General features: G+C 46.6%; 10 protein-coding genes. 5 read left to right on the plus strand and 5 right to left on the minus strand.

What is annotated here, in order from left to right:
• The first annotated feature begins 350 nt into the window (after positions 1 to 350).
• On the plus strand, positions 351 to 1,907 hold the full coding sequence (gene kamD, locus BUB56_RS13215) for a lysine 5,6-aminomutase subunit alpha (RefSeq protein ID WP_110941785.1): 1,557 nt from the start codon (positions 351 to 353) through the stop codon (positions 1,905 to 1,907).
• Positions 1,907 to 2,662 (plus strand): lysine 5,6-aminomutase subunit beta, encoded by a 756-nt coding sequence (gene kamE, locus BUB56_RS13220; protein WP_110941786.1) that lies wholly within the window; start codon positions 1,907 to 1,909, stop codon positions 2,660 to 2,662. The genes kamD and kamE overlap by 1 nt, the downstream gene beginning before the upstream one ends.
• 185 nt (positions 2,663 to 2,847) lie before the next feature.
• On the opposite strand, the gene BUB56_RS13225 is transcribed toward kamE, so the two are convergent.
• Complete coding sequence (locus BUB56_RS13225; RefSeq protein ID WP_110941787.1) at positions 2,848 to 3,156, minus strand: GIY-YIG nuclease family protein; 309 nt, start codon at positions 3,154 to 3,156, stop codon at positions 2,848 to 2,850.
• A 329-nt stretch (positions 3,157 to 3,485) separates the two neighbouring features.
• Between BUB56_RS13225 and BUB56_RS13230 the strand changes: the two genes are divergently transcribed.
• Both BUB56_RS13230 and BUB56_RS13235 read left to right on the plus strand, forming a co-directional pair.
• Positions 3,486 to 4,556, plus strand: coding sequence for a hypothetical protein (locus tag BUB56_RS13230; RefSeq protein ID WP_110941788.1), 1,071 nt, complete (start codon positions 3,486 to 3,488; stop codon positions 4,554 to 4,556).
• 11 nt (positions 4,557 to 4,567) lie between these two features.
• Positions 4,568 to 6,373, plus strand: a complete 1,806-nt coding sequence (locus BUB56_RS13235) for an S-layer homology domain-containing protein (protein ID WP_110941789.1) — start codon at positions 4,568 to 4,570, stop codon at positions 6,371 to 6,373.
• Between the two features lie 107 nt (positions 6,374 to 6,480).
• On the opposite strand, the gene BUB56_RS13240 is transcribed toward BUB56_RS13235, so the two are convergent.
• From BUB56_RS13240 to BUB56_RS13255, 4 genes are all read right to left on the minus strand, one after another.
• Positions 6,481 to 7,050 (minus strand): S-layer homology domain-containing protein, encoded by a 570-nt coding sequence (locus BUB56_RS13240; protein WP_190014508.1) that lies wholly within the window; start codon positions 7,048 to 7,050, stop codon positions 6,481 to 6,483.
• Between the two features lie 165 nt (positions 7,051 to 7,215).
• A complete protein-coding gene (locus BUB56_RS13245) occupies positions 7,216 to 15,096 on the minus strand; it encodes a hypothetical protein (protein ID WP_110941791.1) in 7,881 nt (2,626 codons plus the stop codon).
• 25 nt (positions 15,097 to 15,121) lie between these two features.
• A complete protein-coding gene (locus BUB56_RS13250; RefSeq protein ID WP_110941792.1) occupies positions 15,122 to 16,015 on the minus strand; it encodes an S-layer homology domain-containing protein in 894 nt (297 codons plus the stop codon).
• A 52-nt stretch (positions 16,016 to 16,067) separates the two neighbouring features.
• On the minus strand, positions 16,068 to 19,325 hold the full coding sequence (locus BUB56_RS13255; protein WP_110941793.1) for a chitobiase/beta-hexosaminidase C-terminal domain-containing protein: 3,258 nt from the start codon (positions 19,323 to 19,325) through the stop codon (positions 16,068 to 16,070).
• Positions 19,326 to 19,601: 276 nt separating this feature from the next.
• Here BUB56_RS13255 and BUB56_RS13260 point away from each other — a divergent pair, with 276 nt between their 5' ends.
• Positions 19,602 to 25,499, plus strand: coding sequence for an IPT/TIG domain-containing protein (locus tag BUB56_RS13260; protein WP_190014510.1), 5,898 nt, complete (start codon positions 19,602 to 19,604; stop codon positions 25,497 to 25,499).
• Positions 25,500 to 25,837: the final 338 nt, after the last annotated feature.

A 25,837-nucleotide genomic window follows, 5' to 3' on the forward strand; every position in this document is an offset into this window, starting at 1 on the left:
CCAATATCACTGTAGGAGACGACCTGTAGGCGTCAACTTAACCCATCATTTGTCATCCTGAGCGGAGTAAAACGGAGTCGAAGGATCTTTAAGCTAGATGATATATTCTGATAATCAAAAGCAATCTTGCTTATGTTCTATAAGATTCTTCGCTAACGCTCAGAATGACATGCTTCTAAGGGTTATTTGGAAATATTTAGATTAAGTTGGCGCCTGTAGGGGACGACGACCCTGTCGTCCCGAACAGATAACATTAGGGATGGGTTGTTATTTATGTAGGGAACGGCCCCTGTGCCGTTCCGGTATTTTGGATATAAATCTTGTACCTGATTCATAAAGGAGGTTCATCAATGGAAAGCAAGTTAAACCTTGATCAAAGCATCATTGAAAAAGCACGAAATGCAGCAAAGATTATTGCAGAGGACACACAGCAGTTTATCGATCAACATACTACGGTGACGGTGGAAAGAACCATTGCCAGACTTTTAGGAATAGATGGAGTAGATGAAATCGACAAACCCCTGCCCAACGTAGTGGTGGACAACATCACTGAGGGAGGCGGATTATCCTCAGGCACAGCCTACTGGATCGGCAATGCCATTGTCCATACGGGGAAAGGCCCTCAGGAGATTGCAGAGATGGTGGCCAGAGGAGAGCTGGACCTGACAAAAATCCCAGTAGCCTCCGATGAAAAAATCCAGGGGGCTATTCAGCCTCTGGCGGAGAAAATGGTAGAAAGAATCGGCAACAACAGAAAGCAGCGGGAAGCTTATATTGAAAAACTGGGAGAAGGCAGAAAGCCTTATCTCTATGTTATCGTGGCAACGGGAAATATCTATGAAGACGTACTGCAGGCCCAGGCGGCGGCAAGACAGGGGGCTGATGTCATCGCAGTAATCCGTACCACTGCTCAGAGCTTGCTGGATTATGTGCCCTATGGCCCTACCACAGAGGGCTTTGGCGGAACCTATGCTACCCAAGAGAATTTCCGTATCATGAGAAAGGCATTGGATGAGGTAGGAGAAGAGATCGGCAGGTACATTCGTCTCTGCAACTACTGCTCCGGATTGTGTATGCCGGAGATTGCAGCCATGGGTGCCATTGAAAGACTAGACGTTATGCTAAATGATGCCCTTTACGGCATATTATTCAGAGACATCAATATGCAAAGAACCTTGATAGATCAATATTTCTCCAGAATTATCAACGGTTTTGCGGGAATCATCATCAATACAGGGGAGGATAACTACCTTACCACTGCAGATGCTGTAGAAGAAGCCCATACGGTTTTGGCCTCCCAGTTTATCAACGAACAGTTTGCCCTAAAGGCAGGAATTCCTGAAGAACAAATGGGATTGGGCCATGCTTTTGAAATGGATCCCGATATAGAGAATGGCTTCCTGTTGGAATTAGCGCAAGCTCAGATGGCAAGAGAAATTTTCCCAAAGGCCCCTTTAAAATATATGCCCCCTACCAAGTTTAAAACAGGGAATATCTTTAAAGGACATATTCAGGACGCTATGTTTAACATGATTTCTGTGATGACCAGTCAGGGAATCCAGCTGCTGGGCATGCTGACAGAGGCCATTCATACGCCTTTACTGCAGGATAGAGCCCTATCCATAGAAAATGCAAAATATGTATTCAACAATGCCCGTGCATTAGGAGAAGACATTGAGTTTAAAAAAGACGGCATCATGCAGAGACGTGCCCAGGAGGTTTTAGCTAAGGCTGCAGAAATGCTGGAGGAAATCCAGAGAGAAGGACTGTTTACTACTATTGAGCAAGGAAAATTTGCCGGGGTGAAAAGAGCCATGGATGGAGGAAAGGGTCTCCAAGGGGTTACCAAGAAGCATGAGAAATACTTCAATCCCTTTGTGGCACTAATGCTGGGAGGTGAAAGATAATGGCCGTACAACAAATCGACTTAACAAAAATCAAGCCCTACGGCGATACCATGAATGACGGTATGGTACAGCTTTCCTTTACACTGCCTGTGCCTTGCGGTGAAGAAGCGAAGGAAGCAGCCCGACGTCTTGCCCTAAAGATGGGATTAGAAGAGCCTAGTGTAGTCCATGCGGAGGATTTAGGGGTAGGCTATACCATGTTTGTCCTCTATGGCAAATGCCAGCATACTGTGGACTATACTGCCATCGAGGTGCCAAAGGTGGATGTAGATGTGATGGATAAGTACGGGGTTGAGGATTTTATTGAAGAGAATATCGGCAGGGATGTCGTCATTGTAGGTGCCTGTACAGGAACCGATGCCCATACGGTAGGAATCGACGCCATTATGAATATGAAGGGTTATGCAGGCCACTATGGTCTGGAGCGTTATAAGGGGATCAAGGCCTATAACCTGGGCAGCCAGGTACCCAATGAAGATTTTGTGGCAAAGGCTATTGAGCTGAATGCCGATGTGTTGCTGGTATCTCAAGTGGTTACCCAAAAGGATGTCCATATACCGAATTTGACACAGCTGGTGGAGCTTTTGGAAGCGGAGGGCATTCGGGATAAGGTGGTACTGGTATGCGGCGGACCGCGAATCAACCATGAGCTGGCGAAGGAGCTGGGATATGATGCAGGCTTTGGCAGCGGCAGCTATGCGGAGGATGTGGCTTCCTTCGCAGTGCAGGAGATGGTAAAAAGAAAATTGGTATAGATGAAAGAGACGGATGAACCGTCTCTTTTTTTAGAAATGCGGCATTCACTGTCATTTAGAACGGAGTGAAAAATCTGAGCAACAAAAATTAATAAGTGCAAAATCAAGATCCTTCGCTATGCTCAGGATGACAGAACTCGAGATATGACATCGTAAGCCCAAACGTATTATGGTTTTAAGGTTTGTCATTCTGAGTGTAACGAAGAATCTTCGTAGTAAAAATCTCTAGATAAATCCTTCCATTGGGGATTCATCATTTTAATTAGTTCATTCTTCTTAGACCTTGTCCATCCTTTTATCTGCTTCTCCCTAAGAATAGCAGCTGTCACATCTGTCGTACTTTCAAAATAAACAAGCTTATTGATATTATACTTTTCTGTAAACCCTTTTACTAACTTGTGTTTATGCTCATATATACGTCGTTCAAGGTTATTTGTCATTCCCGTATAAATAACCTTATTAGACCAATTTGCCAGCATATAAACATAATACATAAGCTCACCTTCTTAAGAAAATCATTACTCAAATGGGGTTTTTAATACTCTCTTGGTAATATCTATAATATCCTTTAGTTTTATGAGTAGGTCTCAAGACTGTCATTCTGAGTGAAACGAAGAATCTAGGGGTTAATAGGTCTTAAAGATTCTTTCTGCATCTTGTTCATATAAAACTAAGCAAAGCGATAATCTTATATGACAGCTGTCACTTCCAATTATAAAACATAAATTTCAAAAAATGTAAATTACTTTGTTAAAAAAGAAGGAAAATTTGTAAAAATATAGAAGATTCATGGTAGAATTTGTAATTTGGGAGGGGGAATTTTGTGAGAAGATACTTGGCAGTACTGCTGCTTGTAGGATGCTTTTTTATCATCGAGGGCTACAGTCAGGAAGAGACAACAGTACAACAATCAGCATATGATGAGGTTTACTACAGTACAAAGAGTGGGGACAACTATTTTGACGATATCCGGGTTGCACTGGATAAAGTGGCATCTGGGGGAACAGTATATATTGAAAAACAGTTAGATTTGACAAAAAGGCTCGTGATTGAAAAGCCCGTACATATAAAATTCCTATCCCCAGAGTACATCAAAGCACCACAAAATATCTCCATATTTTATCTAAGCCCCTCCAGAAAAATTCAGAGCTTTTCTGTAGAGGGCATGCAGCTAAAAGGGGTAGGAATCACAGGAATTGATGGGTGGGCAGAGAAGATTGCTGTAAAGAATAGTAATTTTGAAAATTGCATTCCCATTAAAATGAATGATGTTTGGGGAGATTATAGGGCCGATTTTATCAACTGCACGTTTATAAATTCAGATTTAAGTGTAAACCCAAGCAAATGTACCCTTGAGCTGGGGCTATATGACAGTCATTTTAGTGCATCGACCCAAAATCCAAAATATATCCTCTTGAAAAACAACACCCTCTACGCAGAAGGAAACACATTTCACCGTATGACAATACTTGTAGAATTGAATGGAACTGCTGTGGGAGCCTTTTCGAAAAACACATTTACAGGAAACGATGGGAGAATTACTATATCAGGAAATGCAAAAGGCCTCCTTTTTAGAAAAAATAATTTTCTGAAAGTCATGACACCGATGATTAAAAATGGAACGGGAGATACTTTGGATTTTAAGGAAAACTGGTGGGGAAATCGAAAAGGGCCGAAGCCAGGGACGATGGAAGGTAAAGTGGACAGCTCCAGGTGGGCACTTTTTGATAACTTTAGCCGATTTGCAGAAGACCCCTATACCCTTGAGGATCTGCGGGAGGCTTGCGCCCGGATAGAGGATGTATGGAAAGGTGACAGCTGGCTCTATGACCTTGATGAAAATGAAGAGATAGATCTGCTGGATGTGTTTATGATCCTTCGGATGATCCGGTAAGGGGGCAGATCATGAAAAGAGCATGCTATGTATTTTGGATTTTTTGTATCACCCTTTCCTTCAGAACTTCCATGACCTATGGACAGGCACCGCAGCTGGAACTCCATCTGGATCGGGAAAAAATACAGGTAGAAGAAACCTTTGTTGTGACCCTAATCGGAAAAGATCTAGAACAAGTGGTGGGAATCGATGGTGAACTGCTCTATGATCAAGAGAAACTGCTATTATTATCTAAGGAAATACTGCTTCCTGAAGATCAAATGATTGATCTTCAGGCGCATTATGATGGTTTTGAAGACAGTACTGGAAGGGGAAGGCTTTTATTTGGATTAAAGGGGCATATACCGCCCTGGGTGGAAGCGGAAAAGCCGCTGGCTAGATTCATTTTTAAGGGCCAGCTTCCGGGAGAAGGAAGACTATGGATAGGTGAACGCAGCCGGCTGGTGAAAGAGACTGAGGACAGCATTCTATGGTCAGTGCCTGATTTTCGTGAGGAACCGTTTTGGATACAAATCTATGGATGGGGGAGCTTTACTGGAGAAATTCACCTTGATGAAGGAGGGGAGGTCACAGGGACAAAAGTTTTGTGCTATCAGGGAGAAAACCTATTGGAAGAAAAGAACCTTGAGAGCAGTGAAATTTTTTCGCTTAACCAACTACCCGATGGCACCTATAGAATCAGGGTGGAGAAAACCGGTTACCAGCCTGAAGAACATTCCTTTACAATTTGGGAAGGGAATCATTTAACCTATCCATTTCAACTAGTAAAACTTCAAGAGGATCCGGCAGCAGAAGAACCCAATGATGTGCCTGGTGAAGAGCTTAATGATGAACTCGAAAATGAATCAAAGGAAGGGCCTGCCACTCAGAAACCAAAGGATGACCCACCGCCACGAGAGCCGGAGGAGAATGAGGGAGAAAAAGACCAGGATGAAGGCAATGTCATTCCCAGTGTGCCTACAGATCCAACCAAAGATCGAAGCAAGAAAGATAAGGAAATACAGCAGAATACTGCTATAGAAGTAGGCAGCCTTACACTGAAAGTGGATGGATTGCCAATATCTGTGGATAAGCTTCAAGTTCTTGTGTTAGATATCCACAATGAGAACCAAAGGGCTCTCCAGCTGAGAAGCCCGGTCTATCAGATCAGTCTAACCCCTGCATCTGAAAACCTGTGGATTCCTTTTAAGATTCAACTAATTGAAGGGATTGAAAACCCAGAAGCAGTAGGAATCTATACCTATTTAGTGGATAAGCAGAAGTGGGTTTATGCAGGTGGAGAGAAACTGTTGTCTGGGAGTAGGCTGGAAGGATTTATGGAGCCTAATCGTATTTTCGCAGTTATGGAAAATAGAGATTTTCCCAGCTTCCCTGATGTGGAAAGAGGAGAATTGGGAGAAGTGATCCGAAAGTTTACCATGGGCGGCATTGTTGTCGGATTTGAAGATGGAACCTTTCGACCTGATCAGCCTATCACCTTGGAAGCTTTCCTTGCGATGCTGTTGAAATTATATGATGTTCCACTACTTCAGGATGATGGAGAATCAGAACAAAATATGTATGCTGCATGGGCAAGGGATGTATGCTACACGGCAAAACATATAGGGCTTTTACAAGAAGGTGCAGTAGGCCCTTTGTATAGAGAAATGTCCTTAAGTATGAAAGAACTGCTAAGTCTCTTCAGCAGCATGAAAGCAATCATGGCTGAATCAGTGCAGGATGTTCCAACCAAGAGAATCGATATGAAAGAAATAGAAAAGGATAGGATACCGACGAGGGCGGAAGTCGTCCTATGGTTAAATGAAGTGGTAAAATGAGGTATCTGTAGAAATAAGGATTTAAAGCAGCATTTAACCTGCAGGGGACGGCCTATGTGTCATCCCGCAGGAAATTATCCAATAAAATAAGGACACCGCCGGTGTCCTTATTTTATTGGTATGGTTAAACTGTTATTCAACATCCTTGCCACTTCGCCTCTGGTGGCAGGGCTGGATGCTTTAATGGTCATATCCTTTGTAATGCCCAGTTCATTGGCCTTGTCAATAAAATTATTGGGCCAGTTGGTACCTTTCACATCATTCTTATAGCCCAGTGCATTTACCAGAATGGTCAGCACTTCTGCATGGGTGATGTTGCGCTGCACTTTAAAGGTATTGTCGGGATAGCCTGTGATCAGATTGTTTTCCACAGATACATTGATGTGTCCTGTACTCCAGTGAGTTCGATCCACATCCTTAAACTTGGTCGGACCTTTGCGTGTCAAGGCTTCTGCTTCTTTCCCAATCATACGTACCGCCACCGCAGTAAACTCAGCCCGTGTGATATTGTCCCCAAAACGCATATTGCCGTTTGGATCTCCAATGAGCAACCCCAGTGCTTTCAGCTTCACACCGATTTCATCCAGGTTTGCGGCTCTCGCTGCAAAGGCTGCAGGGCTGCTGATCAAGACCAGAATTAAACAGCAAAGAATTAATCTTCTCAAGGAAAACTTCATCTGGTGCACCTCCACTTTGGAATTCGTCCTTAAGACCATTATACCAGTCTGTGGGATAGAGGGATATTTCATTTTTATGACAATCCTATTGCAGTAAGTTTCCAGATGATAAAGCTAATACAAATCATAATTATAAAGGCCATACCTTTCGGTACAGCCTTTATGTTATGGCGTTACAGGATGAACAAGTCTAAAGTTCGCCGGTTGTGTTTTTGCTCTGACGTAAACGGCCTGGTTGATATAAGCTTCAGGAAGATTGGTGGCAGTATTGCCGCAGGCCACCCAGTCTCCATCTGTGCCATTGGTAGAATTGATGCTGTACTCCATGGCTGTAGTGGTTCCGTTGATTTTCCTAAGGGATGTATCAACCCAAAGAGGACTTAAGTCCAGGTTGGCCGTAAAATTGATGGTCTGAATTAAGCTTGGCAAAGTGGTTTGTGTAGCTCTTCTTCTTACCTGTACTGTTTTGGTTCCGCTGAAATCTCCAGGAACCTCTGCAGGGGTCCAGGGACCTGTTCCAATCTTATATTCATATTCTGAAGGTGCAATCCAAGCAATCTCGTTGGTCACATCATTGAATGCCAGAGATGGTGCTGAAGCAGGTGCCAGTATAGTGATCCATTCAGTGGACAGAGAAGGCAGTGTGACCGCGTCGGCCTTATATCTTAAATAGAGTTTGCCCGGTACGAAGGCTATTCCGGCTGTAGTGCGCTCTGTACCTAGATTTGTCCAGCTTCCGTCGCCAAAGCGATATTGAAGTCGATTTTTTAAGCTATCGGGTACCGTAATGGTGCCAAAGGCTGCGTCATATTCAAATCCTGCTCCAATAGACGGTCCCGCTGCCGGCATTCCAATTACGGCGACTTGCCGATTATTGCTAGGGTATGCCTTTTCCCGGATAAACACCTTTCCAGGAATAAAGGTTACGTTGGTATTGGTATTGCTGCAGGTTGTCCAGGTACCATTGATGCCGTCAGAAGAGTTTAGACTATACTCCATGCCGGCAGTAGTTCCTGTAATCTGATTAGATGCTATATTTAAGCCTACAGATGTCAAATCTAAATTGTCAGTAAAAGTGATAATCTGCTCGAGGCTTGGCAGCGTCAATTGAGCAGCCTTTCTTCGTACAGCTACGGTTTTGTTTCCGGTGAAGCCACCATCCACAGGACCGGAGATCCATATTCCTGTGCCGATTTTGTATTCATAGGAAGCATCCAAGCCTGTGATGGTATTGGCTAAATCATTAAAAAGAAGATCTGGAGCAGCTGCAGGGGCTGGAATGATGGCAATACTTACAGGGTCTGAAGCAAGCTCATCTATATTTGCCTTTCTTCTAAATAGCAGATCTCCCTGCTGGAATTGTACTCCCGGAGTAATGTTGCCGTCGCTTAATTGCGTCCAGGCGCCTGTACCGCTGCGGTACTGCAGATCGCCGACTAAAGCATTGTTTACCGTAATGGTTCCTTCGGCCACGTGATAGCTGATATAAGTTTTCTCCGTATCATTTAGGGGCGGCCTTTTTTGAATGGCTGCTTCTGTTACTCTTCGATAGTTCTTTGGTTTAGCTTTTTCTCTTACATGAACGATACCTGATAAATTGGCTACAGTGGTATTGCCAGCCGTACAAGCAGTCCAGGTGCCGTTGATCCCATCGGTTGAGTTCAAGCTGTACTCCATGGCCGTGGTGGTATTTGTTATTTGAGAAGCAGCTGCATTGATACCAACCGTATAAAGGTTGAGGTTTGGCGTAAAGCTGATAAGCTGTTCTAATCCCGCCAAAGTAGTTGCAGTAGCTCCTTTGCGAATACTAACTTTGTCGGTGCCTGAAAATTCGCTTATGATTGAACCAGGTATCCAGGGACCGTTATTGATTTTATATTCGTATTGTTCCGTTAATCCTGTTATTGCATAAGTCACATCGTTAAAAGACAATGCAGGGGCTGCAGGAACGGCGGGGATTTCAACAGCCGGTGAAGGAGATACCGCCAGTGACGGCAGCATGACAGCCGTAGCCCTTGCTCTAAATTCAACCTTTCCTGGCTGGAAGGGGATTGCCGTAGCCATTAGTTTTGCAGGAGCATCGGGATCGGCTGTTGTGGCATCCAAATCCCTCCAAACTCCTCCGATTCTATATTGCAGCATATTTTTCAACGCCAAAGGTATGCTGATAGTACCCTTTGCCACATGATAGCTGATTTGATTCAGCAAATCCGTATTTGGCGCGGCACTGCGGCCTACCTCTCCTACAAAATGATAGTTTCTAGGCTTTGTCTTTTCCCGAACATAAACCTTTCCTTCAATAAAGTTTACACTGGTGTTAGGACTGGTGCAAGCCACCCAGGTACCGTTGGTGCCGTTGGTAGAATCCAGGCTGTATTCCATAGCCGTGGTGGTGCCGGTCAGCTGGCCGGCAGCCACGTTGATGCCGGTGCCCGTCAAGTCCAGCTTAGGCACAAAGGTAAAGGAAGCGGCCTGACTGGGCAGCAGTGTTTCTGTTGCTATTTTTCGTACCGATATATTGGTTACCCCTGCAGGAAAGCTGACGGATGCCTCTCCCAATGGCCAGGAAATCCAGCTTCCGGTTCCAATGCGGTATTCAAGGTTATCTGAAGGATTTAATTTCGTTAATACTGCATCTACATCGTCGACAGCTACAGCAGGTGCTGAACCGGGGGCTGGAATGACGGCCTTCTGACTTGCAGGAGAAGGCAATGTGTTGTTCGTAGCCCTATAGCGGAATTCCAGGGGACCAGGTGCAAAGGAGATTCCTCCCGTGGTGGTTCCAGAGATGAGCGGAGTCCATGAACCTGTACCGATTCGGTATTCTACACTGCTGTCCATAGCAGGAATGGTGATGGTGCCATTGGCCACATGATACTCAAAGCTTGTGGTGCTTGGTGCAGAATCTTGATGAATCTCCCCTAAGTATCGCACATTATTTACTTTAGACTTCTCCCTTATGAACAGCATCCCTTGTACAAAGCTTACATTGGTATCCGGTGCGCTGCAGCTGATCCAAGAGCCGTCCATGCCATTGGTGGAGTTTAAGCTGTACTGCATTTCTGCAGTAGTGCCCAAGATTTTGCCGGCAGCTACGTTAAAGGTGACACTGCCTAGATGAATTCCATTCAATTTTGCTGTAGCCAAAGAAGGCAATGCATTGATGGTGGCTTTCACTCGAACCCGCAGGTCACTGCCGGCACTGCTTACATCAATTGCCTGCGTTTTATTTGCAATAGCCTCTGTTACCGTAGACCAAACAGTACCTCCGTCTAGGGAGTATTCCATGGCAGTGGTGGCACCGGCCAGTTTAATCTTGCCAGGCTCAGGGGTAAATTCTATGGCCACTGCAGGAGCAGCACTATGGGATAAGGCGGCTGTTTCCCAGTAAACCCCGGGCTGCAGCTTCTCCCGGACAAATACCTTCCCTGCTGCAAAATCCACATTTTCCGTTGCCGGACTGCCGCAGGAAAACCAGGTGCCATTCAGACCGGTGGTAGAATTCACACTGTATTCCATTTGGGCTGTGGTATCTGTAAGTTTCCTTTCAACAACATTTATCTTTACATTCTTTAAATCTTCTAGCAAGGAGGAGCCAGGCTCCAGTTTAAGAGGAATCTCTCCGGAGTCCATGGACCCGGGTTCCGTCACTGCACTGCCCTTGATACGGACAGTGGGGGTGAGGGGATTTGCTATGGCTGAAGCCGCGGTACCCGATAAAGTAATCCGGATTTGCTGGCTGCCAATCTTTGTTGCAGCCGCGGTGATTCCCTGAGGGAGTCCGCTGATCACCAGATCGCTGAGGGTGATGGTTTCCTTTAAAGTACCCCGATCCACTGTAAGCAGCCAGTAGTTTTGATCGGATCTTGGTGTTTTCTGTGCGGGGGCAGTCATGAAAATACTATCCACTGCAGCTGCCGCACTAACCTGAAGGGTGTCTGGCAGTACGGTGAAGGTTGGCCCGGCGATGATGTCTCCCTGTGCACCTTCAACAGCTTCCTTCGGTATAACCAAACGAATAGTTTGCTTCACATAGTTTAAAGCATAATCGGCAACCGGTGGAAGGGTAATGGTAATCCTTGTTCCGCTGGTTCGCACCAAGGCTCCCGTGTTCTTCAACTCCGTGACTACCTTTGCCCACTGGGCTAGGTTTTCAGTCCCTACCACCTGTAAGCCGTCAAAGACAGCATTGCGCAGGGTTGAATCTGTGGCTACATTTCCCACCCAGTTTCCGTCGGCCAAATCTACTACCAGTGTCTTTCCTCCGCTGCGGATGTCTGATTCTACCAGAGGCGGCTGCAGGGCCGTACCGGATAAAGCAGCGGAAATGGTGGGTTTTATAACTATACCCCCTGCAGCTGTTACAGGGCGCTGCCCGCCTGTAAGGGCGATGGCAGGAACTGTAAGGGTGATCCGCTGCTCTGTGGCAATGTCGTAGCCCGATGTCTGGGGCAGATAAATGGTGACTTTTTGATTATCGGTTCGGAAAATCGAGCCCTGACCATCTGCCTTTAGGGCTTGGACTACCTTTGTCCATTGCGCAGCCTCAGAGGCAGCCTGAAATCCATCAAAAAGAGCATTTCTCTTTGTTGGGTTGGTGCGAATATCAGAGGCCCAGGCTGCATTGTCTCCTAAAGTGATCTCCAGAGTAATGCCTCCCAATAATATGGAAGATTCTGCTACTTCTTCACCCCCCTGATTAGGGAGGGAAAGGACGGCGGAAGTATTTTTCAAATGATGGTCCTCCAGCTGCAGCATTCCGAAGCCTTTGATTTTATTCTGGCTATCTGTGGCTAAGAGAACCAGGTATTGTCCGGGGGCAGCAGAAAGATCAGTGCCCAGGGTATAGTCAGACAAAGCAGGGGTTTGAGTCAATACCTCATCGAAAGCCGGTGTGGCAAAAGGTTGCCCGAGCAACAATATCTGCCACTTGGCGGCGCCGCCAGGCAGGCCGGGACCGGAAAGCTGAGTAGTATCCAATGCAGTTCCCGGGGAGGCCGTAAAGCTAAGGGTAGGGGCATAGGCTTTGATTTGCAGTTCGCTGCCCGAGAAGGAAGCATAGCCCTTAATTTTGCCGCTGCTGTCTGTGGCCAGCAATATTAAATACTGATTGCTTAACACCCCAATATCTGCTCCGGAAGTATAGAGGGAGGTGCCTGTTAGAGTGCTGTCCACCGTAGGCACTGCAAATTCAGTATTCTGAACTTTGATACGCCACTGGGTGGCGCCTGTTAGACCATAAAACTGCAGGTTGATAAACTTGGTTGTACCAGGTCCGCTTCCTGCCTGATTTTCATAGTTAATCAAAGGTGGAGTATTAAGCAGTGGTGCAGGACTGCCTTGAATATGGGAGCTGTCCAGCACAAATTCTTTATAGGCTTTGATTTTTCCCTCTGCATCCGTAGCCAGCAACAGCAGACGCTGCCCTACCGCCGCTGATATATTGGCACCGGGGCTATAGACAGGGGTTGTACCATCGATACCCTCAAGAGTACTATCCAGCGCCAGCACGCCGGGAGATTGGCTTAAAACCTTAACATGCCACTTCGCTGCTCCCGCTATAGGAGGGTTTCCGAAGGATAAGACCGACAGCTTCGTGGTACCGGCTGCAGAACCTGGCTGGGGCAGGCTGTAGTGGGTGGTTTGGGTTAGCTGCACTGCATCAGGCGGTTTAATTTGAGAAGCAGTTACGTTGTTGAAGAACTTATAAGCCTTTGCTCTTCCGCTGCCGTCTACGGCAATCAGCATCATGCTTTGACCGGCGCTGACAGGGATATTGGCCCCTGCACTATAGGATACAACGCCTGCTACTGTGGTGTTGAGTTCCGGAATATCCTGGGTGATAAAGGGATCCTGTTGAACCTTGCAGCGCCATCCGGTTACACCGGATAAGCCCGTTAGGGTTAAGGTGGCGATCCGGGTGGTACCGCTTTGGGTACCGGGCTCCGGAATCGTATAATTAATATCTAAAAGCTCAGGCACCTTTGCTGCCCGTACCTGATCCGTATTTAGCAAAAAGGATTTATAGGCTTTTATTTTTCCGTCATTGTCTGTGGCTAAAATCAATAGGTATTGATTTGGCTGAGCCGGGATATCACTGCCGGCTGTATAGCCTGTGGTACCGGCTAGGGTGCTGTTCATTTCAGGTGCAATGAAAGGCTCTGACTGCACCTTATAGCTCCATTGGGTAACCTCCGACAGTGGGTAGGTTGGAGATAAACCCTTTGTCAGCAGATCGATTTTTGTTGTATTTACAGCACTTCCCTTCACCGGCAGACTGTAATGGGTCGTTTGCTGAAGCTCTACAGCGGCCGGCTGGCGGATCGGGAAGGTTCCTGCTGTAAAGAGCTGATATGCTTTGACCTTTCCCCCTGCATCCGTAGCCAATAACAGCAGATCCTGATTACCGGCAATGCTGATATTGTTTCCTGTCACATAGCTGTTCACTCCTGAAATCACACTGTCCAGGATAGGGGCTGTGAGGCCTGTGCCTGCTTTGTAGCGCCAATTAACCGGGTTGCCGGAGATTCCGTCAAATTTCAAGGTCGTGATCCGGGTAGTGCCGCTTAGGGTACCGGCCTCCGGAAATGAATAGTTGACGGTTAGCTGAAGCTGCGGTGCTGTTTGCCCCCGTATTTGGTCAACCGATAAATTATTGAAAAGTCTATAGCCCTTAACAGCACCGGTAGTGTCCGTAGCTGCCAACAGCAGGGAGTGACCGGGCGTGATAGGAATGTTGTCTATGACAGCGGAAGTAATGTCTGTCTGAGCCAGGGGACCGGATAGGATACTGTCTCTTGCAGGCACCTCAAAGGGAGTACTTTGTACCTTAACCCGCCACTGGGTGGCTTCAGCCATGGCAGGAGCCGGTGATATACCCTTATGAAGTCCTGTAAGCTTAGTGGTGCCGTCGGATGTACCTGCCCCAGGATTCTGATAGTTGGTATTGATCATTAATTGTACCGGTGCCGGAGAAACGGATTCCGGAGTAATGGTAAAATATCGATATCCCTTGATGGCCCCCTTCTGATCCGTTGCCAGAAGCACCATATATTTTGTAAAGGACGGTGAAATTGGATGCAGGGAAGTCTCATTCAGGAGAATCACTTCTTCACTGCCATAGACCTGGGTGCCGCTGAGACTGGTGTTATAGCTTGGTATGCCCGTGAAAGGCATATCCTGTACTTTGATTCGCCATTGTGATGCCTCCGGTATGATGCTGGCATCCGGCAAATCACTGATTTTCACAGTGCCAGCGGTAAGGCTGCCTTTCTCCAGGGTGCCTACTGTCAGAGTTTGGGCCGGCTGTGGAGGCCCTTTAATCTGATCGGCAGCAATCGGTATGTTGGCATAGCCCTTAATGTGATCGCTGCTATTGGCAGCTAAAAGAATCACAAACTGATCAGGGCTGATTTGGATATCGCTGCCTGAGGTATAATCTGCAAAGCCTGTTAAAGTGCTGTCCAGATCTGGGGCAGATATGGCTGCATCTGCTATTTTGACACGCCATTTGGTAGCACCGCTAGGCAGTGTACCGGTGGTCAATCGGGTACTGCCCGGCTGGCTGCCGGCCTCCGGTGTTCCATAGTGGGTAGGGGAGACAAGGAGCATAGCTTTTGGCACGGTGCCCTGTTCTAAATACTCACTGGTATCAATAGAGGATCTTTCCAAAGCAGCAAATGCAGCTGCCTCCGCATTTGCCACCTCAGATTCATGACTCTTGACATATTCCTGAATCGCCGTTGAAGTCAAGGGAATCTGATTGGCATGGAGCAGATTGACTACCGCCGCAAGCTCTGCTTGTTCTTTGGCTACAATGTTATAATACTGTCCGTTTTCATCTTCCTTGAAAAACAGATTGATATCTGCCCCCTGGCGGATGTCCTGCAAGAGGGCATTTTGATGGGTTTCATTTCCGCTTTTATATATTTTTTTTAATCCTGTATGGATGATATCTCCCGGTGCAGCCCAAGTAGCTGTCAGGCTGCTGAAGACCATGATCAGTATCAGCAAAAATGCCAGTATGGGTTTCATTTTCTTTGACAAGGGGTCCTACCTCCTTCTTTATGGTTTACAGGTCGCCCTGCAGTACAAGCTGATTGTCCTGCGTATAGACCTTATACTGATATCCGGTGAGTTTTTCCACCAGACCGATGGGGAAGCCTGAGAGGGCGAATTCTCCATTTTTTTCTACTTTTGCCAGCTTATAGGCTTTGGTGTTTTTCCCGTCCTTTGGATAAATGCCGATCTGGTATCCCTCAAAGGACTGACGGCCTGCCAGCCTGCCGCTAAAATCCCCAAGGACGGAAGTGGTAAAGGAATGCTGCTTCAGAACAACGGGACCGCTCTCTATAGCAGCTTTAGAAGAGGGTATTCCAAGCTTTTCTGCTAAGGTTTGATCCTGATGCTTTAACTTCAGATCCAGGGTCTTTTCCATAGTGATCCCTAACAGCTCTCTAGTCACCTTGGAATGAATATCGATTTTCGGGTCGGCCAGGCCTAAGGACTTGGCCTTTTCATAGTAGTCCTTGGGGTACTGATGAAAATCCGCTCCGTCCTCATAGCCCAAAAGCCGCAGCATGACGGCCAGCAGCTGGATATAGGTGATATTGCCTCCGGGGTTAAAGGTATCGGCGCCGGTACCAAACATCAGACCCTCTTCATAGGCCATGCCGATATGGTACTGAGCCCAGCCGCCCTGGAAGCCGGCCGTGTCCTTATAGGGACCGGTGGCTTTTGCAGCTTTTACCTTTTCTTCGGAGATACCTTTAAACCGAAGGGCAATGGTTGCAAACTCTGCCCGGTTGGCATACCGCTCCAGATTTAAGCCCCCAACGCCAAAATAGCCGTTTTCCACTACCCGTTTCATGGCAGGAGGGATTTTCTCCGAGCCGCTTGTACCGGCAAAGCCGATTTGCGTCAATAAAAGGTTTGCAATCAGGATACAGCAAAGAATCTTTTTCATTGAAATTGCCTCCTTGGATATAAGGCAGGCCTTTGGCCTGCCCTCTGGACTGTTAATTCAATGTTTCAGGGTCTCCTTCTTTTACGATGTTGCCCTGTCCGTCACGAATAACATACTTGTAACCGATAAGTCGGGTCAATAGCTCTGTATCAAAACCGGATATGCTAAAGGTGCCGTCACTGTTTACCGCTGCATGATTATTCGGCTTGCCATAGGACTCATCCTTTGAAACCAGCGATACTTGATAATTTGTATAATCCGATGCTCCTGTGAGCCTGCCGCTAAACAAACCTCCCAAGATGGTGGTGAACTGCACATCTGTGAGATGAATATTCACCGCGCTGCCCCTGGTCACGTAAATGCGGTAGGTCTTAGGTGCTTTGCCGCTTTCTGTGTGAACTACAGTAATCAGCTGCTCTACCCCTGTGCTTAGGGAAATGGCTGCTGAAGGACTGCCGCTGGCTACAGACTGACCATTGACGGTAATGCTGCCCGGTCCTGTTGGCGTAAGGGTGATGGAAGATACGCCATTGGCTACGGTAACGCCTGTGTAGGTGTAAACCGTTGGGGAGAAGCTGTAGCCGCTTGGACTGCCGCTGAGGGTTAATCCTGATAAATCAGCGGAAGGCTCTGAAATTGTATAGGTAAAGGTGCGAATACTGCTGTTTTCCATACCGGCCTTTACAGCCATAGCCTTTAAGGTAATGGTTTCGCCGGAAGCTCCGGTGATGGATAGGGGACCTGTATATCTTGTGCTGCTTTCTGTAGGATCACTGCCCGACAACGTATAATAGATCGTTGCGCCGGAGGTAGCACTGGTCAGGGTAACCGTTGTACCCGATGCCAGGGCGCCGCCGGCAGGGTCTGCATTGACAGCAGCCGCCTGTGTATTGCGCAGATCCATGGTTAAGAGGGTTTGCTGGTTTTGATCGATCACTTCACCGGTAACCCGGACAGACCAGATATCTTGTATGGACCGCAGTGCATCCTGTATGAAACTGCGGAAGCTGCCCATGGCATTCTCCTCTACGGATCGCCATTTATTATCGGTTTTGGAGAAATCCCCTTCTATGGTAACGTCGAAATGACCGACATCCTTCTCCTTGATGGAGTAGCTAAAGGTAAAAGTATTGCCGTTATGGGTGAAGCGGTGCTTTTCCTTATTGAGCATCTTTTCTGTATCCTCAAGCAGCGTTAGGGACCGGACGCTGCCATTTTCAAAGCTGAAGCGCAGCACCTCTTTATTGCCATTGGTATCAATCATACGGCCATTGATATTTACAGTACCAAACTCATCTTCAATCTTCTGCTTCAACAACTGAAGATAATCCATTTTCCGATAAATGCTCCAGTCATAGTAATAGCTGTGATTAAAGGTTGCGATTAAGTCAACGTCCTTTCGGTTTACTATTACCTCATAGCTTAGAGATACGCTGTTATAGCGGCGGAAATTGCGGTTTAAGTAATCCTGTAAACGGCTTCCGCTGAAGCGGTGTCCCTTTTGGGTTCCGTGATCCTCAAAATCTACAGAAGTGCGGTCATTATTCATGGTAAAGGTAATATAGGTAATATCCACACTGCTGTAAGGCGTATTGCGAATGGAGCCGCTGATCTCTGCGTAAGGGTCATAGAGGGTACGGATCGCATCAAACATGTCTTCCAGCCAGCTTTCGATGGTGGTGCTGCTAATACGGTCAAAGCTGTCAAAATCATTGGTATCATAAGTAATGCGAAGCCGATATTCACTGCCGCTGTATCGATAGAAGGAGATATTCATATCAATGCCTTCAAAATCTCCAAAATAATCCTGCAAATAGGTTTCCATATTATAGACGGAGGAGATGGTTCCCGAATGGGGGTACGGGAGCTTTTTGATTTTTGCCACTGCCTCACGGAGCTCCTCTGCCTTTGCGGTTAACCTGTTGATTTCTTCATTTTTCAAAAAGAGTCTTCCAATCAGCGCTTGATCGGAATCCCCGCGAAGGACTCCATTGGTTGTGATTTCTATTTTCTTATCCTGGGGGAGGTATTGGTAGTTAAGATACAACGCATCTGCTATATCTGCCACGGGCAGATATCTTTCCCCCTCATAAATAAAAGGAGGGGCTGATAAATATATATTTTTTTGGTTCCATTGGACTGAAATATCTTCCGGCCATATGGTCAGGGTTCTGGATATGGCAGTAGGAGCGGCTGTCGGGGTAGTTTCCGGAGCAGCGGTGGTTTTGGGGGCAGAAGAAGTTCCCTCATCTATGATACGCACACGATTGTCCTCAATGCGGAACTGAAGAACACTTTCGCCTATGTCATCATCCCGTAGGACGCCATTGACTGTTTTTCTGCCAAGGGTGTCCATTACTTCTCTGCGGATTCTGTCTAAAAAGTCGGAACGCCTGCTGCTGCTCCAATCATAATAATCTTCATCGTCGAAATAAACCGTAAGATCTATTGCATCATCGGCGGTATAGACCCTATAGTAAAAGTAAACCCCTTGGTAGGACCGTAAATTCTTGTCCAGTGCATCCTTGAGCTTTTTTGCGTCACCGGAAGCAGTGCTGCCGGAGGAGTAGGAAGTAAAATCAAAGCTCAACTGGCTGCTGCTGGTTTCGAAGGTTACATAGGTTTTATAAGAAGAACTGCGGTTATCACGGATATACCCATCGAGTTTTGCATATCGGTCATAGAGATCCCGCACAGCATAGAAAATATCATTTAGGTAGTCTTCCACATCTCTTCGAGGAATTTTTTCGAAGTCACTTTGCCGGTCTGATGGAAAGGTTAGGTTCAATCGATAGGTATCACCGCTGTAGTGGCGAAAACTAATCGACATGGGAATGTTCTTAAGGGTATCAAAACGATCTCTTAAGTAAGACTGCATTTCAGAAGCAGAACGGATATCCCGATAAGGGGTTCGATTCTTTTCAAAAAGTGTTTTTTGGTTTTCCAGGGTTTTGATCTCCTGCTGAAGGGCTGTAATCTGATAATCCCGCTGTACCAACTGTGAACTGTAGAAGGTGGAATCCACAGCTTTTACAGTTTTGGGAAGGGATAAGACGAAGCTCTTCTTTTTGTCGTCATAGGCCCATTGTAAGGATAAGGCCTTGGTAAGATCAGCAGCAGCTGCATAGATGCGATCTTCAAAAATAAAGGGCTCCCGTGCTGTTTGAACCTTTTGGCCGTCCACATACAGCGTAAGATTATCAAAGCTGGCATTAATTTTACGGCTGTAGCTTTGACCGGATCCAACGACAGGAACAGCTGCAAAGAACAGCAAGAAGCTTAAAATGAAGCATAAAGCCTTTCGAAGCATTGGTTGAACCTCCTTTGGTGAGAACGTGCATGTTGATTTAGTCCTTTCTATAGGTTATCGTACAAAAATGCCAAAAACTATAGGTTGACTTTTATAGAAAATGGAAGCAGGATTTATGTTTCTTTTTGTTTACAGTTGTCGAATGTTAGAAAATCCCGGCAAGGACTATGGTATAATGAAGGTACTATTTTCCATTTAAATTTCTAAATTTTAACTGAATTTGTTATAGAATTTTGACGATAAAATTTATAGGAAAAAGCATAGGAGGGAAATATGATGAAGAAAAAAATGTCGTTCGTACTGGTCGTGGCATTGCTGTTGAATTTTTTATGTGGTCCGTTATGGGCAGCGCCCGTCTATGCCAATGTAGAACCGACCATTGACAAAATCACCATTAAGGAAGAAGTGGAGGTGGTCAATGGTGCTAAGGTTACCAAGTACCAGGTAATTTTCAATGGATATCCCTTGACCAACGTCGATGCTATTCGGGTCCTGCAAGGGGGCGTGGTGAAAAAGACACTGCCCAAGGAACGATTCCAGGTCATCGACAGTGCCAATATCGCCTATATTCCTGAGGGAACAGGCCAGAGCATCGAGAGTATTTTCGGGGCAACGGGGGATGTGAATTTTACTATTATACGAGGCGGCACCCCCTATACTTCTCCCAAAGAATTTACACTGCCAAGCGATAACTTTATGAAAGTAGACACCATTAACGGACTAAGTCCTGCAGCCTGGCCGGTGACAGTCATCAAGGGACAGCCATTTACAATGGAAGGGGCCTATTTTAATCATGGCGTCTATAAACTGGGCATTACGACAGGAGACACGGTAACCAATCAAGTAAGCTATGGGGGAACCTCTACACAAATCAGTGTAGATACGGATACCATCAACATTGCTGCAGGCAATAACCAAAACTTTGTTTTCGAACGCTCCAGTGGAACCAATGTGGAAGTCCGATATATCGTAAAAAGGGCCGTAAATGTGGCCAATCCTCTAGACCTGGGAGATGTATCCATCACGCCGCTGCAGGGAACAGAGGGAACGATTGTCAGAATAAAAGCCCAGCACCATGTACCCCTGCTGGATATTGGTACAAAAGTATTTATCGGTGGTGTGGAGGCAAAGCGAAATGTCAGTCAGTTTAGTGATGGAACCTTCCGATATATTGAAAATGGGCTAGTCAAATACGGATTAGAAGTGGTAGTGCCCCAATTGGCTGTGCCGGGAGAAAAACCCATTGTATTTAGAAACTTCTTTAATGATACCTATCAGTACCCGCAGAACTTCAACTATGTTTTAGCTACCGGCTCAATATTGGAAATCATTGACTCCAGCATAACAAAAGCTTTTACCAATGAAGAAAAAGAAGTGCCCAATATACGGATCAGGAATGCGGTAGCGGTCAACAGCATTCCCAATATCACCATCACCAGTGCGGAAATAGGCACTGAGGACAATCTCAAATATTTTAAGGCATCCGACGATGCCAAGGCATACCATATACTTTACCGACTGCAGGACGGTACCTTTATTGAACGAAAAATCAGTCTGTCTATTGGATTGAAGGCCAGCATCACCAACATACCCCTTCAGTGGGATCAGGATGTGGCCGTAGTCTCAGCCAGAACCGATAAGGTAGGCCAGGCAGGGGACTATGTTATCACTGCCAGAACAGAAACCATCCGATATTCCCTCAGCAGCGGCACCTTGACAGAATTAAACTACATCGTAGAGGAAGCACCGCTGGCGTCGCAAAACAAAGTGATCTTTCGGTTCGATCCGGATTTGACTACGCCTCAGGTGAGCAAAATCACGCCGGCAAAGGGACCCCATGACGCCTATATTACCGCAACCATTGAAGGGCAGAACTTCCGGGTGGAATATGATGCCAACGGCGTAAAGTATTATCCAACAGTCATCATAGGCGGGCAAGCCCTGCAGGTGGCGGGAGATTATAAATACAAGGTGATTCAAAAAGAAATTGTAAATGACCAGGAGGTAAACCGCTTTTACAAAAGCAGATTAAGCAACGGTAATGACCGGCAAGAAATTACGCCGCTGCCTACAGACCAGATCACCGGTTTGGTGGTTCTGGACAGCGCCGGCAATATTGTAGACGGACAGGCCCGAAAAGTGGGAACAAAAATTAAATTTACCATTCCGGCCAGTGACAGCGGGACCATTGGCTTTGCCGATGTAACCGTATATAACCCAAACCCTCTGGGAGGCTTGGGAGGCAAGGATACAAAGGAAAACCTGTTTGAATACGTAAGACCGGCAGATGGGGCCCTCAGACCTGAATTGACCTCTGTGACACCGGATAAGGTAGCGGTAGGAAAACAGGAAACTGTTACGCTAAAAGGAAAAAATTTTCAGCCGGGGATGATGGTGACAGTAGATGGAGAGCTCATTCAAAATCCCCAAATTGATATCGTAAAGGGAACGGTCATCTTTAAAGTTCCTCCGGGAAGGCCGGGACCTACTTTTATCCAAGTGATCAACCCTGATGGGGGCTTCGCATCCATCGGCATAGAATACATACAAACCTTCAGCCAGCCGGTGGTAGAAAAAATCATTCCAAACTTTGGAGCCAAGGGGAATCTGGTCATTATCAAAGGCCGGAACTTCTACCCTGCCAACCCTGCCGGTGAGACCCCTGACATTCGGATAGGTACGAAGGTATACATAGACAATAAGGATCTGAACAAGGCTTATCATCCCCATGGAGAAGGAGATCAGCCTCAGAATCTGACCAATGAATTTGACAACAACAGAATTGTATTGGGACCCGATGGGGAACCGGTGAAAACCTACGGAACCAATGTAGCGGTAGTAGACAATGAAACCATCTATTTTATTATTCCCGATCCGAAAGATGCTGCAAAGCCTTTCTTTTTAAACGAATGGCTGGATGTGAAGGTCGTAAACCCGGATTTAGGGAAAGCAGATATTCTTAAGGGTTTTAAAATTCTTGATGTAGTGAAGGGGCCCAGAGTAGACAGTATCGAACCGGATTTAGGAGACTATAGAGGCGGAAATATTGCAGAGATCACGGGAGATAACTTCTTAGAAGGGGCGAAGGTATACTTCGGCAGTCAGGAAGCCCAGGTATACCGCAGAAGCAATAATGCCCGAAGCCTTTGGGTGTACGTGCCGGCCTACGGGGGCGATTTGGGAGATACCAACCGTGCAGTAGTTCCGGTAACGGTATTGAACAGCGATGGAGGCTCTCATACAAAATACGACGGCTATACCTACGTAAATCCTGGCTATACACCCAAAATTACTGCCATCAACCCCAAGGAGGGAGATACCGCAGGGGGGAACCGTATCCTCATCTCCGGAGAAAACTTCCGGGCTTTTAAACTGGGTACAGCGGAACAGAAACTGCCAGCCATCTACTTTGGTGGGGTCAAGGCCGATCCCCAGGACATCACCTTTGTGATTCCCCCAAGAGCTTCCTATGAGGAAGTAGAGATGACAGATCTGTTGATTGTAGAAAAAACACCGCCGGGGATAGCCGGTAAGGTGGATGTAACGGTTATCAACTATGACGGTGCCACCGTGACCCTAAAAAACGGCTTCGAATATCGTTCGAAACAGCTGGCCATCACCCAGGTGCTTCCAAACCAGGGTACCCTCTATGGCGGCAGTGAGGTAACCATTATCGGAAAAGATTTCGTAGAACGGGGACTTCATGCTGTATTTGGCGATCAAAGGGCTCAGGGAGATATTCTTTCCGGTACCCAGCAGGTACGGATCGGAGACCTGATCGTAAACTATAATGCCTTTGCACCGGACAATATTACCCTGTATTATAAAAATTTTGGTGCAGGGAATGAACTGGCAGGCTATAAGGTTTATCCCCAAAAGGATCCTGTTAAGAAAAGCAGCTTTAAGATTGTAGAGGAAGAAGAGTATCTGATGATTACCCTTCCATGGACAGAACTGCAAAACACACCGGGCTATGAAGCCGTTGCCAATTGGGCAAATGAAAATATTAAAATAGAAGTGAAGGGCAAGAATCTCATCGTAACCCGTGGCCTGGCAATTATCAAGAGCGTCACTGGAGGAGATCGGATCACTTTGCTCACCCCTCCTTCTCCGGAGGTGGGGGAAAAAGCCCTGACGGTATATAATCAAGACGGTAAAAAGGCCGCCAGCAAGTTTACCTATACCAATCCTTATCGTCCGCCGGTGATTACAAAGATTATTCCAACCACAGCCCTGACCACCTCGGAAATCACCGGCTCACCGCTGCAAATTGACCTGGCAGTTGCAGCACCAAAGGGCGAATCCCCTATCATCATCCAGGGGCAAAACTTCCGATCCGGGGTTAAGGTATTCATTGGAAACAAGGAAGCGGAAGTGAAAAGCAAGAGCCCAAATGACGATGAGTTGATTGTGATCGTTCCTGCGGCGGCTGCAGGGACTGTGGGCAGCTACCTGAGGATTTTAGTAGTCAATCAGGATGGGGGCGCTACCTACGGAGATACTACTGAATTGCCGGAGGGAGGCCTTCGGAAACCTATCTATTTCCGTTATATCGTAGAAGGAAGTGCACCGAAAATTACCTCTGTGACCCCGGACAAAGGACCGGTCACTGGGGGAACAAAGATAACTATAAAAGGCAGCGAGTTTAAAGATGAAGATACCTTTGGAAATAAAAAACCTGTAGAGGCGTATATCGGCGGAATCCAGGTTGCACCGGACAAGATAGAAGTCAAAGACCTGGAAACCATTATTCTGACCATGCCTGAAGGAAGGGTGGGCAAACAGACTATTGAGATCGTAAATTATGATTTTGGACGGGCTATCGGAAAAGATATATTTACCTATATAAGCCAGCCGGAGGTGCTCTCCGTAGCACCGGCCAAGATATTTACCAATGATACCAAGACAGAAGTAACCATATCGGGGAAAATGTTCCAGAGCGGGGCCAAAGTGGTCATCGGTGGAAAAATCATCGAAGAGAGTAAAATAACTGCGGGTATGGTGGTCAACGGCACCGGTATTCAAGGGGTGGACAGCGAAGGAAGAAACAGAAATGTAGCCGTTGTAGACGGAAAGGAAGCAGCCTCTGTAGTAATGGAAAATGAAGGCACGCTGAAGGTAAAATTCAGTGAAGCCACCAACCTGTCCAGTAATGATATTATTATCATCAACCCCGACGGAGGGGTATCACAGCCCTTCAAGGACTTCGAATACAAGGTGCCTGTACCCAATAAGCCTCTTGTATTAGAAGCAATCCCAGGCTTTGAATCCACGGTACAGCTGCTGTGGTCAGAATCATCCCCGGAACTGCTCAATGCAGCGGACCGCTATGAGGTATATGGAAAGAAGGATACGGATAAGCAGTATACCTTAATCGGAGATACCAAGGGAGCATCCTTCCTGGTAAAAGGGCTGCAGCCCAATACCCGGTACAGCTTCATGGTCAGAGCCTTAAACAAATATGGTTCTGCAGTTGACTTTGCAGAGGTAACGGTCAGAACCCTAAGTGTCAGCCAAGATGACAAGCTGAAGGAGAAGCAGGAACAGCTGGAGAAGGAAAAGAAAAAGCTGGAAGAAGAGGGCAAAGAGGAAGTGAAGGATGGGGTTGTAATCAAAACCATCGGAAGCAAACAGATCCCTTCCGGCAGCACCGCCTATGTCATCGACTTCTCCTTAACAAAATATAAGGATCAGAATAAATATGTAGTAGCTATTCCGCTGTCTGCGCTGCAGACAATAAACCGTCAAATCACCATTACCGACGGAAAGGCAAGCTTCAGCTTCCTGCCGAAGGATCTCTATACAAGGGAGGTCAGCCAGGTATCAGGCAATGATCTGGAGGATGCCCATGTACGTATCGGATTTGAACGTATCAGCGGAAAGCAGGAGGAAAGCCTGAAAACGGCTATACCGCGAACCCAGCGGCAGGCATCCCAGTTCTATGATATTTCCTTTGAACTGCAGGTAGGCAAAAACCTCAGTAGTATCCGCAGAATGATGCAAAAGGGCACCTTAGACATCAAACTGGACACAGCGGCTTACTCCGGCGCCAATAAGGACAAACTCTTCATCGGAGAGTATGATCCGTCCCAGGATAAGTTTAACAAGCTGGGCAGTGGCAGCCGCGCTTACCCGCAGGCACCAGGAAGATACGTACTGTTGTCTGAACGATAGGAAAACGTAGGGAACGACGCCCTCGTCGTTCCGCAGAATATGAACCAAAAACGTAGGGAACGACGCCCTCGTCGTTCCGCAGAATACGAACCAAAAACGTAGGGAACGACGCCCTCGTCGTTCCGCAAAATACGAACCAAAAACGTAGGGAACGACGCCCTCGTCGTTCCGCAAAATATGGATCACAAAAACGTAGGGGATGACCTATGTGGAGATCACTGAAAAAGTCCTGGTTTTTGTCATTCTGAATGAAACGAAGTGAAATGAAGAATCTTTATAAGGAGCTTAAATGCTCAGATTCTTCGCTGCGCTCAGAATGACAATCCTGTGGCTACAAC

The organism is Geosporobacter subterraneus DSM 17957, from assembly GCF_900142145.1.
Lineage (GTDB): Bacteria > Bacillota > Clostridia > Peptostreptococcales > Thermotaleaceae > Geosporobacter > Geosporobacter subterraneus.

Coding starts and splice junctions, on each gene's coding strand:
- BUB56_RS13255 (WP_110941793.1), bottom strand. CDS start 19,325: ATGCTTCGAAAGGCTTTATGCTTCATTTTAAGCTTCTTGCTGTTCTTT.
- BUB56_RS13235 (WP_110941789.1), top strand. CDS start 4,568: ATGAAAAGAGCATGCTATGTATTTTGGATTTTTTGTATCACCCTTTCC.
- BUB56_RS13250 (WP_110941792.1), bottom strand. CDS start 16,015: ATGAAAAAGATTCTTTGCTGTATCCTGATTGCAAACCTTTTATTGACG.
- BUB56_RS13240 (WP_190014508.1), bottom strand. CDS start 7,050: ATGAAGTTTTCCTTGAGAAGATTAATTCTTTGCTGTTTAATTCTGGTC.
- kamE (WP_110941786.1), top strand. CDS start 1,907: ATGGCCGTACAACAAATCGACTTAACAAAAATCAAGCCCTACGGCGAT.
- BUB56_RS13260 (WP_190014510.1), top strand. CDS start 19,602: ATGAAGAAAAAAATGTCGTTCGTACTGGTCGTGGCATTGCTGTTGAAT.
- kamD (WP_110941785.1), top strand. CDS start 351: ATGGAAAGCAAGTTAAACCTTGATCAAAGCATCATTGAAAAAGCACGA.
- BUB56_RS13225 (WP_110941787.1), bottom strand. CDS start 3,156: ATGTATTATGTTTATATGCTGGCAAATTGGTCTAATAAGGTTATTTAT.